Raw genomic sequence first — 15,972 nt, forward strand, 5'->3', positions numbered from 1 at the left:
TTTCCTTCGCGGACCACGGGGTTATCAAGGAATGAGAGGATTCACTGGAGCAACAGGCGCTACTGGGTTAACCGGAGATCCTGGGTATCCCGGCATATGGGGAGCAACCAGTTTAATAGGACGGACCGGAGTAACTGGAACCACGGGAAGTACCGGAATAACTGGAGTCACAGGAACAACCGGCGCAACTGGCCCAACCGGAATTGGTGTGATGGGACTAACGGGATCTACTGGTGAGACAGGATTCACGGGAGTGACTGGAGCGACAGGAACCCCAGGAATTACAGGTCCGACGGGTGCCAATGGTTTAACGGGTATAACCGGATTTACAGGTACTACGGGTATTTCCGGAGCAACTGGTATTACTGGAACCACAGGTATCACAGGAGTCACAGGTGCTACAGGATTTACTGGGGCAATAGGAGCAACGGGAAGTACGGGTCTAAAGGGACTTACTGGTACGACAGGACCCACTGGGGGGATCGGGTCTACGGGAGCTACTGGTGTACCCGGAACTACAGGAAGTACTGGTGCGACGGGAGCGACTGGCGTCACTGGAGAGACGGGTCTAACAGGTATTACGGGTGAGACTGGAGTTACAGGAAGCACTGGTATTTCTGGAACAACAGGCACTACGGGAGCAACTGGATTAACGGGAGTGATAGGAGCAACCGGCGAAACAGGCACGACTGGTGTGACAGGACTCGCTGGGGCCACTGGAAGTACTGGTGAAACAGGATCAACAGGTACGACCGGATTACCTGGCGTTACGGGTACCACAGGTGTAACCGGTTCTACTGGAATTACAGGCCTCACGGGAATTACTGGAGCAACTGGTGCTACTGGCACTACCGGTATCACAGGTACGACTGGTGTGACAGGACTCGCTGGGGCCACTGGTATAAGTGGTGTCACTGGTGAAACAGGACCAACAGGTACAACCGGATTAACTGGCGTTACTGGAATTGCGGGCACAACGGGAACGACTGGAATAACAGGTGCAACAGGTATTACTGGATTTACAGGCAGTACAGGTGCGATCGGAGCAACTGGTGCCACGGGCACTACCGGAGTCACAGGTACGACTGGTGTGTCAGGACCCACCGGGGATACAGGAGTAACGGGAACTACCGGTACCACAGGAACAACGGGCGTTACCGGAGCAACTGGTGCAACTGGAGAGGCGGGTCTAACTGGGAACACCGGCATGGCAGGTGAGACAGGACCGACCGGCGCTACTGGAGAAATAGGAATTACAGGTACGACAGGCCCAACAGGTGCGACTGGAGGGACGGGGCTAACAGGAGTCACAGGTGTCACCGGGGAAACGGGTCTAACTGGGGCTGCAGGTGTAACGGGCTCAACTGGTTCGACTGGCCCAACAGGAGAGACAGGACTAACAGGTCTAACTGGAGCTACTGGAAGTACGGGTGCGACGGGAACAACTGGTGTTACAGGTGCAACCGGAGTTAGTGGCACAACAGGAATTGCTGGTGTAACTGGTGCGACAGGACTCACCGGGGTTACTGGTTCAACTGGTAATACCGGAGCTACTGGTATAACCGGGGTCACCGGCGAAACAGGGCCAACCGGCACAACTGGCTTGACTGGCGTTACGGGTACAATTGGTGTGACCGGAGCAACAGGCGTCACTGGAGAGACAGGAGCTACAGGTCTGACGGGAAATACAGGACCAACGGGTGACACCGGATTTACGGGAGCGACCGGAACCACTGGCGTTACTGGGGAGACTGGTCTAACAGGGAACACAGGTGTAACGGGACCAACCGGCACAACTGGTGTAACTGGAGAGTCGGGTCTAACAGGAGTCACTGGTGTCACCGGGGAAACGGGTATAACTGGGGTCACAGGTGTAACGGGACCTACCGGTTCGACTGGCCCTACAGGAGAGACGGGGTTAACCGGGATCACAGGTCCGACTGGTGTGACGGGACTGAACGGTGCAACTGGAGAAACTGGAATTACAGGTACAACTGGACTAACTGGCATTACTGGAACCACGGGTATCACAGGCGTGACCGGAGTTACCGGACTGACTGGAGTCACTGGGGAAACGGGTCTAACAGGATTCACAGGCGCGACGGGACCTACGGGATCGACTGGGGCGACAGGAGCAACCGGAATTACAGGTATCTCGGGAGTGACTGGCGTAACCGGAACGACAGGTGTTACTGGAGAAACAGGGTTCACAGGTCTAACGGGCCCTACCGGTTCGATTGGCCCAACTGGCACGACTGGTTTAACTGGCATAACGGGAACAACTGGTGTTACAGGTGCAACTGGAGGTAGTGGCACAACAGGAATTACTGGTATAACTGGCGCGACGGGACTCACCGGGTCTACTGGTTCAACTGGTATTACCGGAGCTACGGGCATAACCGGGGTCACCGGAGAAACAGGGCCAGCCGGCACGACTGGCTTAACTGGTGTTACGGGTACAATTGGTGCGACCGGAGCAACAGGCGTCACTGGAGAGACAGGTCTAACTGGGAGCACAGGAGCCACAGGAATTACTGGAGCTACAGGTCCAACAGGGGTCACAGGTACCACTGGTGTGACGGGACCGACCGGTGCAACTGGAGAAACGGGAATTACAGGTTCGACTGGCCCAACTGGTGGAACAGGACCGACGGGCACAACGGGTGTAACTGGTATTACAGGAGTAACCGGAGCAACAGGTGTCACTGGAGAGACGGGTCTAACAGGGGGTACAGGTGCAACTGGTATTACAGGTCCTACGGGTGCGACTGGAGAAACAGGAAGTACAGGTGCCACGGGAGTAACCGGAACAACTGGTGCAACTGGGCTAACAGGAGTCACTGGTGTCACCGGGGCTACAGGTGCAACGGGATCTACCGGTTTGACTGGCCCAACAGGAGTAACTGGAGCAACCGGTGTAACTGGAACTACGGGTGCGACGGGAACAACTGGTGTTACAGGTGCAACCGGAGTTAGTGGCATAACCGGGGTCACCGGTGAAACAGGACCAACAGGTACGATTGGGGCAACAGGTATCACGGGAGTTACTGGTGTAACAGGAGCCACAGGAATTACTGGTGCAACCGGAACTACTGGAGCTACAGGTCCAACAGGGGTGACAGGTACGACTGGAGCAACGGGAAGTACGGGTACTACGGGAGCTACTGGTGTAACTGGCACAACTGGCATAACCGGAGTCACAGGTACGACTGGAGTTACAGGAGCAACGGGTATTACTGGTGAAACAGGAATAACCGGCACGACCGGCGTAACTGGCATTACGGGTGTGACTGGAGCTACTGGAATTACAGGCGCCACCGGCACAACTGGCCAAACTGGTGAGACGGGTCTAACTGGGGTCACAGGTGTGACTGGAGCAACAGGAACTACGGGCATTACAGGAGAGACGGGTGTAACAGGCGCTACCGGTACGACAGGTGTAACGGGACCAACCGGTGCGACCGGAGCCACTGGGGAAACAGGTATAACAGGGGTTGCAGGAACGACTGGGGCAACCGGAACTACGGGAATTACTGGCGTAACCGGCTCGACTGGAGAGATGGGTGCAACAGGCGTTACCGGCACGACAGGTACAACAGGACCAACCGGAGCCACTGGTGCGACTGGCATAACCGGAGTTACTGGCGCGACCGGAGCAGCTGGGGCTACAGGGCTCACAGGTGTATCAGGAGCCACCGGCACAACAGGAATTACGGGTATCACGGGTGTGACCGGTGCTACAGGAACTACAGGTACAACGGGTGTAACAGGAGCCACCGGAGCAACTGGAGAAACAGGAATAACGGGAGCTACAGGACTAACTGGTGTAACTGGGACAACAGGAACTACAGGTGCAACGGGTACCACCGGAAGTACCGGCACAACAGGAGTTACAGGAATAACCGGAACAGCAGGCATTACGGGAGCTACTGGTTCTACAGGTGCAACTGGTTCTACAGGTGCAACTGGGGTTACAGGTATCACAGGACCAACCGGCCCGACAGGACCAACTGGAGCTAACGGAATTACGGGTGCTACTGGTGTAACGAGTGCAACAGGAGCAACGGGAGCAACTGGCACTACGGGTGCAACAGGTATCACAGGGGCTACAGGTGCAACCGGGGAAACGGGGGCCACTGGGCCAACAGGGCCCAACTTTGCAACACAAGGGTTCTCGGCCTTCTTGGCTACACTTTCTACAGCAACGAGCACACAGTTAACCAACTGGACGACAACGAGTCCTTATTATGGTAACGCCAACTTCAACGCAACGACAGGTAATTATACGGTGCCAGTGACAGGAAGATATTCCATTGTGGCCACAATCAATTATGCAACGACCGCAGCGATCGCCTTATCACTGGGCGCTGGGGTTAATCCAGCCTTTCTTGTCCAGAGAACATCACCAACGGTAACAACGCTTGTTAGTGGCTTGCTGCCTATCTTGAACGTAGCCGTTACATTGCTTACACTACGGGCTGTCTTGGGGAGCAGTTCAGTTACTTTGGCGGTAGAAGTGGCATTGAATGCGGGAGATGTGATTGGACTCTTCTATGCTGCTAACGGGCTAACGGTTACGTTGAACCTGGGCAGTGGTTCTACAAATGGCATTGTGTGGTCTGTGCATGAGATCACCTAAAAAATTCTCAACGGGTGGAGCCTATGGACAAATTCGTAAAATTGTAATAAGTTAGTTTGAAGATATTCGAAATATCTTTTGGAAATTGGACTAACAAGTGAGGTGGATTGCATGATTCCTATTTTGGGACGCATTAATGAATTAAGTCGAAAACAACGCAGCAGCGTCGGACTGACGAAAGCAGAAAAAGGCGAGCAGCAAGAGCTTAGAAAACAATATTTGCAGGCTATTCGAGGTCAGGTACTGACAACCATGTTGGCAGTATCCGTTGTGGACCCACTTGGTCATGATGTGACCCCCGAGAAATTAACCAATGAAAAAATGCAGCGCCGTGAACAGGCCGGCCAATAGCATTCCTTTAATAAGACAGACCAAGATTACATCTTGGTCTGTCTTTTTTTATATTCTGCAAATCTTCCGTCTAAAAGGAAGCACATCAAAAGAGGAAGGTACCATCCGTTAGGTATTTCGTGCGAATTAACAAGCATGTCAGTTATTTTTAGTGTTGGTGACAATAAAGCTGCCGCGAACTTCAAATCATCTCTGATAACTCATATAATAACGCTAATATATTTTAGGAATACAAGATGAAATCACAATTCTCCTCAATATAACTTACAACAATATCACATCCAATAATCAAAGAAAGAATAGTTCATATATGTATCTCGAAAGGGTTGATGAATCATGAGCCTGGAAGCTTTGAATGAACGTGTGAAGAATGATCTGACTTATTTGTCATTTGGTAGCGCGAACTGGGTACGTCCAAGAGAACATGCAGATGGTCGTGTTTATGATGTCGTCATTGTGGGTGGAGGCCAGAGTGGATTAGGGGCGGCATTTGGACTTCTTCGTGAACGGATCTCCAATATTGTCGTCATTGACGAGAATGCATCAGGGCTTGAGGGACCTTGGGAGACTTATGCACGTATGGTAACTTTGCGCACACCCAAGCATCTGACTTCCATCGATTTGGGTATACCCTCGTTAACCTTTCGCTCATGGTGGGAAGCACAGGTTGGGCCCGAAGGTTGGGAAGAGGTAGACAAGATCCCGCGTGGAGACTGGATGAATTATTTGCGCTGGTATCGGGAAGTATTGAAGCTGCCTGTGCTTAATGAGGTGAAATTGACGCTGGTTGAGCCTATGGAGAACGGAATACATCGACTTCATGTGAACAAGGCAGGAAATCAGATGGATGTTATACTTGCTCGCAAAGTCGTGTTTGCTACGGGAATACAAGGTGGTGGAGAGTGGCATGTGCCATCCATGATTGCCGATAGATTACCTCGGGATCGGTATGCCCATACGTCTGAAGCGATTGATTTTGATCGGTTAAAAGGTAAAAGAATTGCTGTACTTGGCGGCGGTGCTTCTGCATTCGATAATGCCAGTTATGCCCTTGCCACCGGTGTGGCGGAGGCTCATGTATTTGTACGGCGGGAACAACTGCCAAGTATTAATCCCATTCGTCAAATGGAACAATCCGGTATGATCGAGCGATACCATGCTCTTCCGGTTGCTGATAAATATGAAGTGATCTCTCATTTCTTCAAATTCAATCAACCCCCAACCAATGATACGTTTAATCGTGCGGCAGCCTGGCCTGGTTTCGAGTTGCATTTGAATTCGCCTTGGCTGAGTGTAGAAGCAACAGACCAAGGCGCGATTGTGCATACCGCACAGGGAGCATATGAGTTTGATTTTCTGATTATTAGCACAGGTCTTCTCAGTGATCCGGCACTCCGTCCTGAACTGAAGCTTGTGGAGCCATACATCGCCCGTTGGGAGGATTGTTACCAGGCTCCACCAGAGCATCGCAATGCGTTGCTGGACGCACATCCATACCTGAGTTCCGGGTTTGCGATGACCAGCAGAAGTGAGCAGGGGGAGGAGCAGTTGCATGGACTGTTTGTATTCAATTACTCTGCACTTGCCAGCTGCGGTCTGTCCGCATCGGCAATATCGGGAACCAAGAGCGCGGTGCCGAAACTGGTCTCTGCCATAGCGGATCAATTGTTCCTCGATGATCGGGAGATTATTTTGCAGCAATTCTATGCGTATGAAGAACAGGAATTTACGGCTACATGGGTGAAAAGTGGTGCCCTCGCTGAGTAATTGCACTCCATAATATTGCGAACGTGTGGCATCTGATGCTGCACGTTTTTTTGTTTTTCATATGATGAAGGTTACACTTGCCTTTAATTTGTTGTAAAATGTCGGTTGGAACATGTTAAAGGCAGGGATAATAGATGAATGAAATGAACTATGAACAATTTAGAGCCCATTTGAAGAAAGCGTCGCGTAAACGAAATGTACCTTTGATTAAGATCGTTGCATTTCAAGAGAAATACATGAAGATTGAAGAAGTTCAATTTTACGATGTGGAACAAAATCATATGAGTGTTCAGGCCTGCAATACGTTATGGATGCATCTGGAGAATAAATCTTTCCGTAATATGGTGTCCCAACATTTGCAATTTTATAGAGATATGCAGAACCTGGGTCGGCATTCCTTTGAGAATCTGATCAAAGAACTATATGATACGTCTGTTCCTGTGCTGCTCGATTACAATCCCGCTCATTATTACACCTCGGGGCAGCTCGCTGAGATTCTGGTCATGGATGAGGAGAGGCTTATTGAACAATTGGAGATGGGCCGCTTCAAAGGGGCTTTTATTAATGAGGATGGCAAATGGCTTAAACCAAAACCAGATGAAATGGTTGTAGAGTCATAAACGCCATACATTTCCCATGAAAAGCAAAATCCTGCAACGCCACGCATCTAGCGCTGGAGGCTGCAGGATTTTTGATGGAGATACGAGGGCCGCGAAATACCAACTACAAGAACATGAAGTAAATAACTTCATTCAATCGTTGAATACTCAAGTGTTGCGACGAACTGTAAATCCATCTTTGCACCGATTAGGGGCGCCAGGGATTGAGACGATACCTCGTCCTTGGACCATAATCCCTTTTTGAGAGGGACAAAAAGCAGGAGACTGTCCATTCAATCGGCACATGTTGAAGGTTACGGGGGTAAGCCGCGCCATGGAGGCAATGGAGCTCCCTACAGTGGGGGCTTCAACAATCCACTCCGCAGAGGACTGCGGACCCGAATAATACTGAATGGTACGGAAAGTCCAGCCTAGCGTTAGATTAGAGAGAGTAATGCACCAGGTTTTGCGTGTTAGTTTGGCGATGACTGCCCGAATGCGATGACCAGAGGAAACGGGATGTGGAATGATGATCTCTGCGTCAGGAAGGATCTCCCACCAGGCATAATAGCTGGGCTTGCCTTGAAACCAGTCGTGACCTGTTCCGGTCTGAATGAGACTGCTGTTCTCGAAACCATCAATTCCAATCCATGCGGATGAATATGTGTTACGGGTACTAGGTAGAACGTAGGGGACAGTCCATTCCGCTGAAATGCGACGGTATTGGTTCTGTGTTCCTGTGCGAGCATAACCGCTCCAATTGGAGGAGATCCATCCAAAACGAGGAGAGGAAACTTTCTTTTTCTGATGCAGGGCGCAAGGTTTGCGACGTTTGTGTGGGTGGTCTGTCATCAGGTCACCACCTTCGATAAAATCGGGACTAGATTATCAGATGCGCGTTCAGGAGTCAGGGAAAGGGACAATCGGACAAGAAAATAAGTCGAAAGATGCGGTTTTTTGAATGTTTTTAAATTATTTTGAATGAAAGTGGTTGTTTTTTGAGTGAATTATGATACTATAGAAGCAGTTGGAGGAATGAAGATGCTGACTGAAGAACGATATGCTGCAATTATAGAGCGCTTACATTTACAGGGAATTGTGAAATTGCAAGAGCTTGTTGATGTGTTGGGTGCTTCTGAATCAACGATTAGGCGTGACTTGATCGATCTGGAGAGTCGTCAGATGCTCAAACGCATCCACGGCGGTGCCGCACTGGTGAATGAAAAAACGCTGGAACCGGGCATGGAAGAAAAAACGTTCAAAAACATTCAACAAAAAACGACGATTGCCCGTTTGGCTGCACAGGAGATCGAAAATGGCGAATGCATTTATCTGGATGCAGGAACGACAACGTTAGCCATGATTCCTTTTATTGAAGCTAAAGACGTAACGGTTGTTACCAACGGACTTTCACATGTTGAGGCTTTGGTAAGCAAGCGTATTCGCAGTTATTTGCTCGGAGGTATGATGAAAATTCATACAAAAGCAGTCATTGGCAGTATCGCATTACAGAACATGGATAATTTCCGTTTTGATAAATGTTTTCTTGGAAGCAACGGAGTTGATCCCGAAATGGGGTATACAACACCGGATCCGGAGGAAGCCTTGATTAAAAGGCGTGCACATCAATTGTCGGGAAAATCTTATGTGCTGGCTGATTCCAGCAAAATAGGGGAAATTACTTTTGCCAAATTGTTTGATTTGGAGGAGGCCGATTTGATTACTGAGCAGATGCCAGAACATTGGCGGCCTGGAATCGCCCAGAAAACTAAAATAATTGAGGGATAACGATGATATATACGATAACTCTTAACCCGTCCATTGATTACATCGTGGAAGTGGATGAGCTGAAGCTTGGCGGATTGAATCGAATGAATCGGGATTTGAAGCTCCCTGGCGGCAAAGGCATTAATGTCTCTCGCATACTGAATCAACTTGGAGCAGATAACACGGCCATTGGTTTCCTTGGTGGATTTACTGGACGTTTCATTAATGACAAGTTGCAAGAAGATAACATTCGGACAGACTTTGTTACGATTGCAGACGATACTCGCATTAACATCAAGTTGAAGCATGGAGAAGAGACAGAGATTAATGGTCTTGGACCTGCAATAAGTGCCGAAGAGGCCGAGCAGTTGCTTCACAAATTGTCTTCGTTGGAAAAAGGAGATATTGTCATTCTCTCCGGAAGTGTACCGCCTTCACTTGGAACGGATTTTTATGATCGTCTCATTAAAGTATGCAAGCAAACAGGTGCTGAATTTGTAATTGATACAACTGGCCCTGCGTTAATGGAAGCTCTTGAACATGCACCATTGCTGGTGAAGCCAAATCATCATGAATTGGCTGAACTGTTCGGTGTAACGATTGATACTCGCGAGGAACTGGTGTTATACGGGCGTAAGTTGCTGGAAGCCGGTGCTAAACATGTGTTGATCTCCATGGCAGGTGAGGGTGCGCTATTTATTACCAAAGCGGAAGTTCATCATGCAAATGTGCCAAAAGGCATTGTGAAAAACTCAGTTGGTGCCGGTGACTCCATGATTGGCGGATTCGTAGGCACCTATGTACAGAGCGGAGATTTGCTGGAAGCTTTCCGCACAGGGGTTGCATCTGGAAGCGCAACTGCGTTCTCAGATGATCTGGCAACACGTGAATTGATTGATGAATTGCGTAATCAAGTAACCATTACGACGATTTAGCCTAACGGCCATATAAAAAGGTTTTTACTGTAATTGTAATGTAGTGAGGCCTGCCTAGGCAGGCCGACTGAACTTAAGGGAGTGTACCAAGATGAGAATAACAGACTTGATGATCCAGGAAACGATGATCATGGACCTGCAAGCCTCAACCAAAGATGAGGCTATTGATGAACTAATTGCAAGCCTGAACCGAAGCGGACGAATCAATGATCCGGTCCTGTTCAAGGAAATGATCTATAAAAGAGAAGCTGAATCCAGCACGGGTATCGGTGGCGGAATTGCAATGCCACATGCCAAAACAACAGCAGTGAACGAACCAACAGTTGTATTTGCCAAGAGTAGAAAAGGGCTTGATTTTGAAGCGTTGGACGATCAGCCAGCTCATGTGTTCTTCATGATTGCGGCTCCAGAAGGCGCAGGTAATACCCATCTGCGTACGCTTGCAGCTCTTTCCAGGTTGTTGATTGATAGCGATTTCATCTCACAATTGATGAGTACAGATACACCTGCCGAAGTTAGTGCATTGTTTGATGCCAAACAGGCAGAAGCAGCTGAGAAGGAAGCAGCCAAAGAAAAAGCAAAAGCTGAAAAAGCAGTAAATGCCGCATCCACTTCTACTACTGGTCAGCAACAGAATACTTCTGGTGTGATTGTAGGTAATGCCAATTCGGAAGATTTTGTTGTTGCAGTTACAGCCTGTCCAACCGGTATAGCGCATACGTTTATGGCTGAGGATGCACTTAAAAAGAAAGCTCAGGAAATGGGCATTAATATTCGCGTAGAGACCAACGGTTCCGAAGGAGCACAGAATGTTCTCACTGCTGATGAGATCGCTCGTGCTAAAGGGGTTATCGTTGCCGCAGACAAAAATGTGGAGATGGCACGTTTCGATGGCAAACCGGTATTGCAAAGACCGGTGAGTGATGGAATCCGTAAATCCGAAGAGCTGATTCGCAAGGCCGTTAACGGTGATGCACCGATCTATCGTAGCCAAGGTGGAAACGCCAAGGAAGAGGGCGCAAGTACTGGTAAGGTTAGTGTAGGTAGCAAAATCTATAAAGATCTGATGAATGGTATCTCGCATATGCTGCCGTTTGTTGTAGGTGGCGGTATTCTGCTAGCAATTTCCTTCTTGTTCGAACAGCTCGCTAGCCCTGAGAATCCGATTGTACAATTGCTTCAAACGATCGGTGGCGGAACAGGTGCGTTCCACTTCCTGATTCCGGTACTTGCCGGATTTATCGCGATGAGTATAGGTGATCGCCCGGCCCTGATGCCTGGTATGGTCGGTGGATTGATGGCGGTTAACTCAAACGCCGGTTTCCTTGGTGGTTTGGCTGCCGGTTTCCTGGCGGGTTATGTCGTTATTGGTCTCCGTAAGTTGTTCAAAGGATTGCCAAAAGCGATTGATGGCTTGAAACCAATCTTGCTGTATCCGGTATTTGGCTTGTTGATCGTGGGTGCAATCAGTTTCTATGTCTTTGATCCAATCTTTGGTTCACTGAACACATGGCTTGTAGATGCACTTGGTAACTTGGGTACAGGTAATGCGGTATTGTTGGGCTTGTTGCTTGGCGGTATGATGTCCATCGATATGGGTGGACCGTTCAACAAAGCGGCTTACACGTTCGCTATCGGCGTATTCACATCCAGTGGTAACACAGACGGTGCATGGATGGCAGCGGTTATGGCAGGCGGTATGGTACCTCCTCTGGCGATTGCACTTGCAACAACGTTCTTCAAATCCAAATTTACGGAGCAAGAACGCAAATCAGGCCTGACTAACTATGTACTTGGATTCTCTTTCATTACAGAAGGTGCAATTCCATTTGCTGCGGCTGATCCATTGCGTGTATTGACTTCTTGTATTCTGGGTTCCGCTGTTGCTGGCGGATTGACACAACTGTGGAGCATTAATGTACCAGCTCCGCATGGCGGGATCTTTGTTGCAGCACTGGCGAACCACGCATTATTGTTCCTGCTCGCTGTTGCGATTGGTTCTGTGATCTCCGGTCTGATTCTGGGACTGTGGAAGAAGTCACCAACGCTCGTGAAGTAATATATATAAAAAAACATCTCCTGGGTGAAATTCACTTGGGGGATGTTTTTTATTTGAGCTTTTTTGTTAGGTAGTGGAAAGTTGCCTCCGGATTTGTGTAAAATGCTTATTTAGCTTTTACATTCATGTGTGGTAAAATAAATATAATTATATTTTGAAACTATGTTTCGTCTAATGAAACTTGTGCAGGAGGAATTGGAATGTCTGATGTAACCAAAAGTCAGGTGCAGAAGCAGTTTGCGAAAAATGCAGGTAAATATGTGACGAGTTCGGGGCATGCCAGAGGTGAGGATCTCGCGTTGCTCGTGGCTTCATCTCAAGCCACTCCGGATATGAACGTGCTGGATATCGCCACTGGAGGAGGGCATGTCGCTAATGCATTGGCTCCACTTGTTCAGCGGGTGACAGCCCTCGATCTAACGGAAGAAATGCTTCAGGTAGCTGAAGCATTTATCCAGGGCAATGGACACCGTAATGTAGATTTTGTTGTCGGGGATGCAGAGAAGCTGCCATTCGATGATGATATCTATGACCTTGTAACCTGCCGAATTGCTGCTCACCATTTTCCGGACGTTTCTTTGTTTGTTCATGAGGCATTACGCGTTATGAAGCCCGGTGGAAGGTTGTTATTCATTGACAACGTGGCACCTGAACGGGATGAGAATGACCAGTTTTACAATGAAGTAGAGAAGTGCCGAGATGCAAGCCATGTTCGAGCATGGCGCAAGACGGAATGGATTCATATGCTGGAGTACGCGGGCTTCCGAATGGAAATGATGGTTTCCTTCCAGAAGCGCTTTAAGTTTGAAGAGTGGTGTAACCGTGCGGCACTGCCGGAACGGGAGAGGAGGGAACTTGAAGCAAGTATGTTGAGTGCACCGTCCATCATCAGAAAATTTTTCGATTTTGAAGTGACAGCGAACGGGAAGCTCGATAGCTTCCAAGGAGAAAGTGTATATATTCAAGCGACTAAGCCGACTCATGTCTGATTAGGTACAGACCATTTAGCTGGCTGAGCAGTTTATGCAACAGTAACAGGATGAATATCGATAAAATAAAACAAGCAGAGTACCTTGAACAGGTAGTTCTACTTGTTTTATTTTGCATATTTATAATCAAAACGACGGTTCAGGGTTTTAGTATAACTTTGGTACATTCGTCTTCATGATCGTTGAAAATGCGATACGCATCGCTTGCATTCTCTAGTGAAATCCGATGGGAGATGATCTCGGTTGGATCAAATTCACCAGCAGTGATTTTGCGGAACAATTCAGGCATGTAATGTATAACAGGAGCTTGTCCCATTTTAAGATTGATATTGCGTTCAAACAGATTGCCTAACGGAAACATGTTGTAGGAAGAGCCATATACACCCGTAAGTTGGAGTGTACCGAATTTGCGGATTGCTTTCATGCCGATTTCAATCGCACTCAGTGAACCGCCATGAAGTTTCAGCTTCTGTCCGATCTCCTCCAGCGTGGTTTTTTTACCATCCATACCTACACAGTCGATAACAACGTCGGTTCCGCCTTGTGTAATCTCGCGAATGTGCTCACCCATATCATCGTAATCTTCGAAATTAAAGATCTCTGCATCGTTCAAACGTTTGGCTTTCTCCAGTCGATAGGGCAGACGATCCACAGCAATAACGCGTTTGGCACCTTTCATCCAGGCGAACTTCTGCGTCATCAACCCAATGGGTCCGCTACCGAGTACGGTGACCGTATCTCCCGGTTTAACCCCGGCATTCTCGACGCTCCAGTAAGCGGTTGGAAGAACATCGGACAGGAACAATAAGGCTTCATCTTCCAGTTCACAGGATTCCGGAATCACAAACGGAGTGAAGTTCCCGTAGGGAACACGCAATAATTCCGCCTGACCTCCAGGGTGGTTTCCGTAACGCTCAGTGAACCCAAAATAACCACCTGTATGAATATCGGGATTTCCATTGGAATTATCGCATTGGCTCTCCATGTCATGATTGCAATAGAAGCATTCACCACAAGCGATGTTAAAAGGCAGGACCACACGGTCCCCCTTCTTCACACGTGTCACTTCAGGACCTACTTCTTCCACAATGCCCATCGGTTCATGACCGATAACGTAATCTTTGGCAGCAGGCAAGGCTCCCTGATAAATATGCAGATCCGATCCACATATAGCTGTAGAAGTAATACGAACGATAATGTCATCCTTCTGTTGCAGTTTGGGATCTTCAACCTCTTTGACTTGAATGTCCTTGATTCCCTGAAACGTAACGGCTCTCATCTTTCATATTCCTCCTTATATAGTGGGATTCTCTGACAATTACCCCATTTCAGCATAAATGATAGATATACATACTAAATTAAACGACAGGCCATTTTAATTTACGCAAGGCATTGAGCAACTCAGGCGGCGCATTCAGATTGTCACGGACCAGATCCCGCGGGGTTAACGCCATCCACTGATTCAGTGATACATCCTCAAATCGATCACTTCGGAATATCTCCAAAAACCATAAAGTGTCTGTGCCGGTATTTTGTATGTAGTGTCCCATTGCGACAGGAACATATCCGACATCCCCAGCCCGATAGTCAAATGTACGAGCAATGCCATTGCCTCCAAACACAGTCATTCTCCCTTGTCCTGTCAGATAATATTGCCATTCATCCGCATTGGGATGCCAGTGCAGCTCACGCATGGCGCCAGGTCGGATCTCAACGAGTGCTGCTGCAACGGTAGTTGAGATGGGGAAGTTAGTGGAGTCTACGATCCGCACGCTTCCGCCGGGTGTGATGAGCGGTTCTTGAGCCAGCAACCGGTGTTTGAATGTGAGAGGAACGGTACCATATGGCGACTGAACTTCCTGGCTCTCGATGGAACCCGGGACGGTATCTTGGAAAATGTAGACCTGTTCCTTCGGCATCGACTGAAAAGCGGATTCGGGCACGCCGAAATTAACAGACAATACCTCTGGTGGGGTATGGGCAAACCAATCCGATATGGATAACGTATTCAGATCGGAGAAGGACCCGTCATCAAACACAAGCAGAAATTCACAACCATCCTCCAGTCCCTGAATGGAATGGGGTAGACCTTTTGGGAAAAACCAGAGATCGCCAGGTCCGACATCCGCAATAAAATTACGTCCGTTCTGATCTACCGAAGTGATTCTTGCCGTTCCCCAGATCATATAAGCCCACTCAGATTGTTGATGCCAGTGCAACTCTCGTACACCTCCCGGTGTCAGGCTCATGTTCACACCAGCCAGTGTAGTGGCAATAGGGAGATCCCGTACGGTGATTTCACGTGACCAACCCCCATGGTTCAATTGCATATGCGTATCGGAAAAAGACATTTTTAGATTGGGCAATAACCCGTTATCGGTTACCGGAGGTACCAGCATATCGGGGTTCTGTATATCTCTCATGACGTCTCTGGGTCCCAGATCAGGTCCTCCAGCGCCATCACTGCGAATGGGTTGCGGGATAATAAATGGTTTTTCGTTAGGTTGCTGTCCTTTGGTCATTGAGTGATCCCTCCAGATTCAATAACATGTCACACGCGACATTGCATCGTTATGTTTACACCTATGAATCAGGGCCTGGATAATATGAGGGACAAACGACAAAAAAAAGACGTGACCGCATGCGGTCACGTCTTTATACGTATGTGAGAAAGCTGAACAATCCATGAATCCGGTTATCGAATCAGATGAAGGCAGAATTCCAGATCGGATTGAAGATGCTCTTTCATCAGTCGTTCGGCAGTCTGCCCGTCATGCGCCTTGATCGCTTCACAAATCTGATGATGCTCTTCTATGAGGAAGGGGCACTGATGATATAGTGCTCAACATCTCATGATTAAGATGGG

At 48.6% G+C, this 15,972-nt stretch carries 12 protein-coding genes; 8 read left to right on the forward strand and 4 right to left on the reverse strand.

The genetic code is table 11. The features are described from left to right. Positions 1–31 precede the first annotated feature (31 nt). From ACETMN_RS10375 to ACETMN_RS10390, 4 genes are all read left to right on the forward strand, one after another. Positions 32–4,639, forward strand: coding sequence for a beta strand repeat-containing protein (locus ACETMN_RS10375; RefSeq protein WP_411736124.1), 4,608 nt, complete (start codon positions 32–34; stop codon positions 4,637–4,639). Between the two features lie 111 nt (positions 4,640–4,750). After that, positions 4,751–4,990: a DUF896 domain-containing protein gene (locus ACETMN_RS10380; RefSeq protein ID WP_091017611.1), complete on the forward strand. Its 240-nt coding sequence runs from the start codon at positions 4,751–4,753 to the stop codon at positions 4,988–4,990. 336 nt (positions 4,991–5,326) lie between these two features. Continuing rightward, entirely contained in the window at positions 5,327–6,757 is a 1,431-nt protein-coding gene (locus ACETMN_RS10385; protein WP_091017609.1) for an NAD(P)-binding domain-containing protein, read from the forward strand. A 134-nt stretch (positions 6,758–6,891) separates the two neighbouring features. Then, positions 6,892–7,377, forward strand: coding sequence for a hypothetical protein (locus tag ACETMN_RS10390; RefSeq protein ID WP_411736125.1), 486 nt, complete (start codon positions 6,892–6,894; stop codon positions 7,375–7,377). A 147-nt stretch (positions 7,378–7,524) separates the two neighbouring features. On the opposite strand, the gene ACETMN_RS10395 is transcribed toward ACETMN_RS10390, so the two are convergent. After that, positions 7,525–8,208 carry a G1 family glutamic endopeptidase gene (locus tag ACETMN_RS10395; protein ID WP_091017605.1) on the reverse strand — a complete coding sequence of 228 codons (684 nt, stop codon included), beginning with the start codon at positions 8,206–8,208 and terminating at the stop codon, positions 7,525–7,527. 189 nt (positions 8,209–8,397) lie between these two features. On the opposite strand from ACETMN_RS10395, the gene ACETMN_RS10400 reads away from it, so the two are divergent. The 4 genes from ACETMN_RS10400 to ACETMN_RS10415 all read left to right on the forward strand — a co-directional run bounded on the left by ACETMN_RS10400 (position 8,398) and on the right by ACETMN_RS10415 (position 13,106). Further along, the gene (locus ACETMN_RS10400; protein WP_017689448.1) at positions 8,398–9,144 is read left to right on the forward strand and encodes a DeoR/GlpR family DNA-binding transcription regulator; all 747 of its coding nucleotides are present in this window, start codon (positions 8,398–8,400) and stop codon (positions 9,142–9,144) included. 2 nt (positions 9,145–9,146) lie between these two features. Next, positions 9,147–10,058, forward strand: a complete 912-nt coding sequence (gene pfkB / locus ACETMN_RS10405; RefSeq protein ID WP_091017603.1) for a 1-phosphofructokinase — start codon at positions 9,147–9,149, stop codon at positions 10,056–10,058. 91 nt (positions 10,059–10,149) lie between these two features. Next, entirely contained in the window at positions 10,150–12,117 is a 1,968-nt protein-coding gene (locus tag ACETMN_RS10410) for a PTS fructose transporter subunit IIABC (RefSeq protein WP_105598088.1), read from the forward strand. Positions 12,118–12,317: 200 nt separating this feature from the next. Continuing rightward, the gene (locus tag ACETMN_RS10415) at positions 12,318–13,106 is read left to right on the forward strand and encodes a class I SAM-dependent methyltransferase (RefSeq protein ID WP_411736126.1); all 789 of its coding nucleotides are present in this window, start codon (positions 12,318–12,320) and stop codon (positions 13,104–13,106) included. A 139-nt stretch (positions 13,107–13,245) separates the two neighbouring features. On the opposite strand, the gene ACETMN_RS10420 is transcribed toward ACETMN_RS10415, so the two are convergent. The 3 genes from ACETMN_RS10420 to ACETMN_RS10430 form a co-directional block, all read right to left on the reverse strand. Then, entirely contained in the window at positions 13,246–14,385 is a 1,140-nt protein-coding gene (locus ACETMN_RS10420) for a zinc-dependent alcohol dehydrogenase (protein ID WP_036609757.1), read from the reverse strand. Positions 14,386–14,464: 79 nt separating this feature from the next. Then, a complete protein-coding gene (locus ACETMN_RS10425) occupies positions 14,465–15,628 on the reverse strand; it encodes an oxalate decarboxylase family bicupin (protein WP_091017597.1) in 1,164 nt (387 codons plus the stop codon). Positions 15,629–15,801: 173 nt separating this feature from the next. Then, positions 15,802–15,921, reverse strand: coding sequence for an FCD domain-containing protein (locus ACETMN_RS10430; RefSeq protein ID WP_411736412.1), 120 nt, complete (start codon positions 15,919–15,921; stop codon positions 15,802–15,804). Positions 15,922–15,972 lie beyond the last annotated feature (51 nt).

Origin of the sequence: Paenibacillus sp. M2 (genome assembly GCF_046713495.1) — a bacterium.
Lineage (GTDB): Bacteria > Bacillota > Bacilli > Paenibacillales > Paenibacillaceae > Paenibacillus > Paenibacillus amylolyticus_B.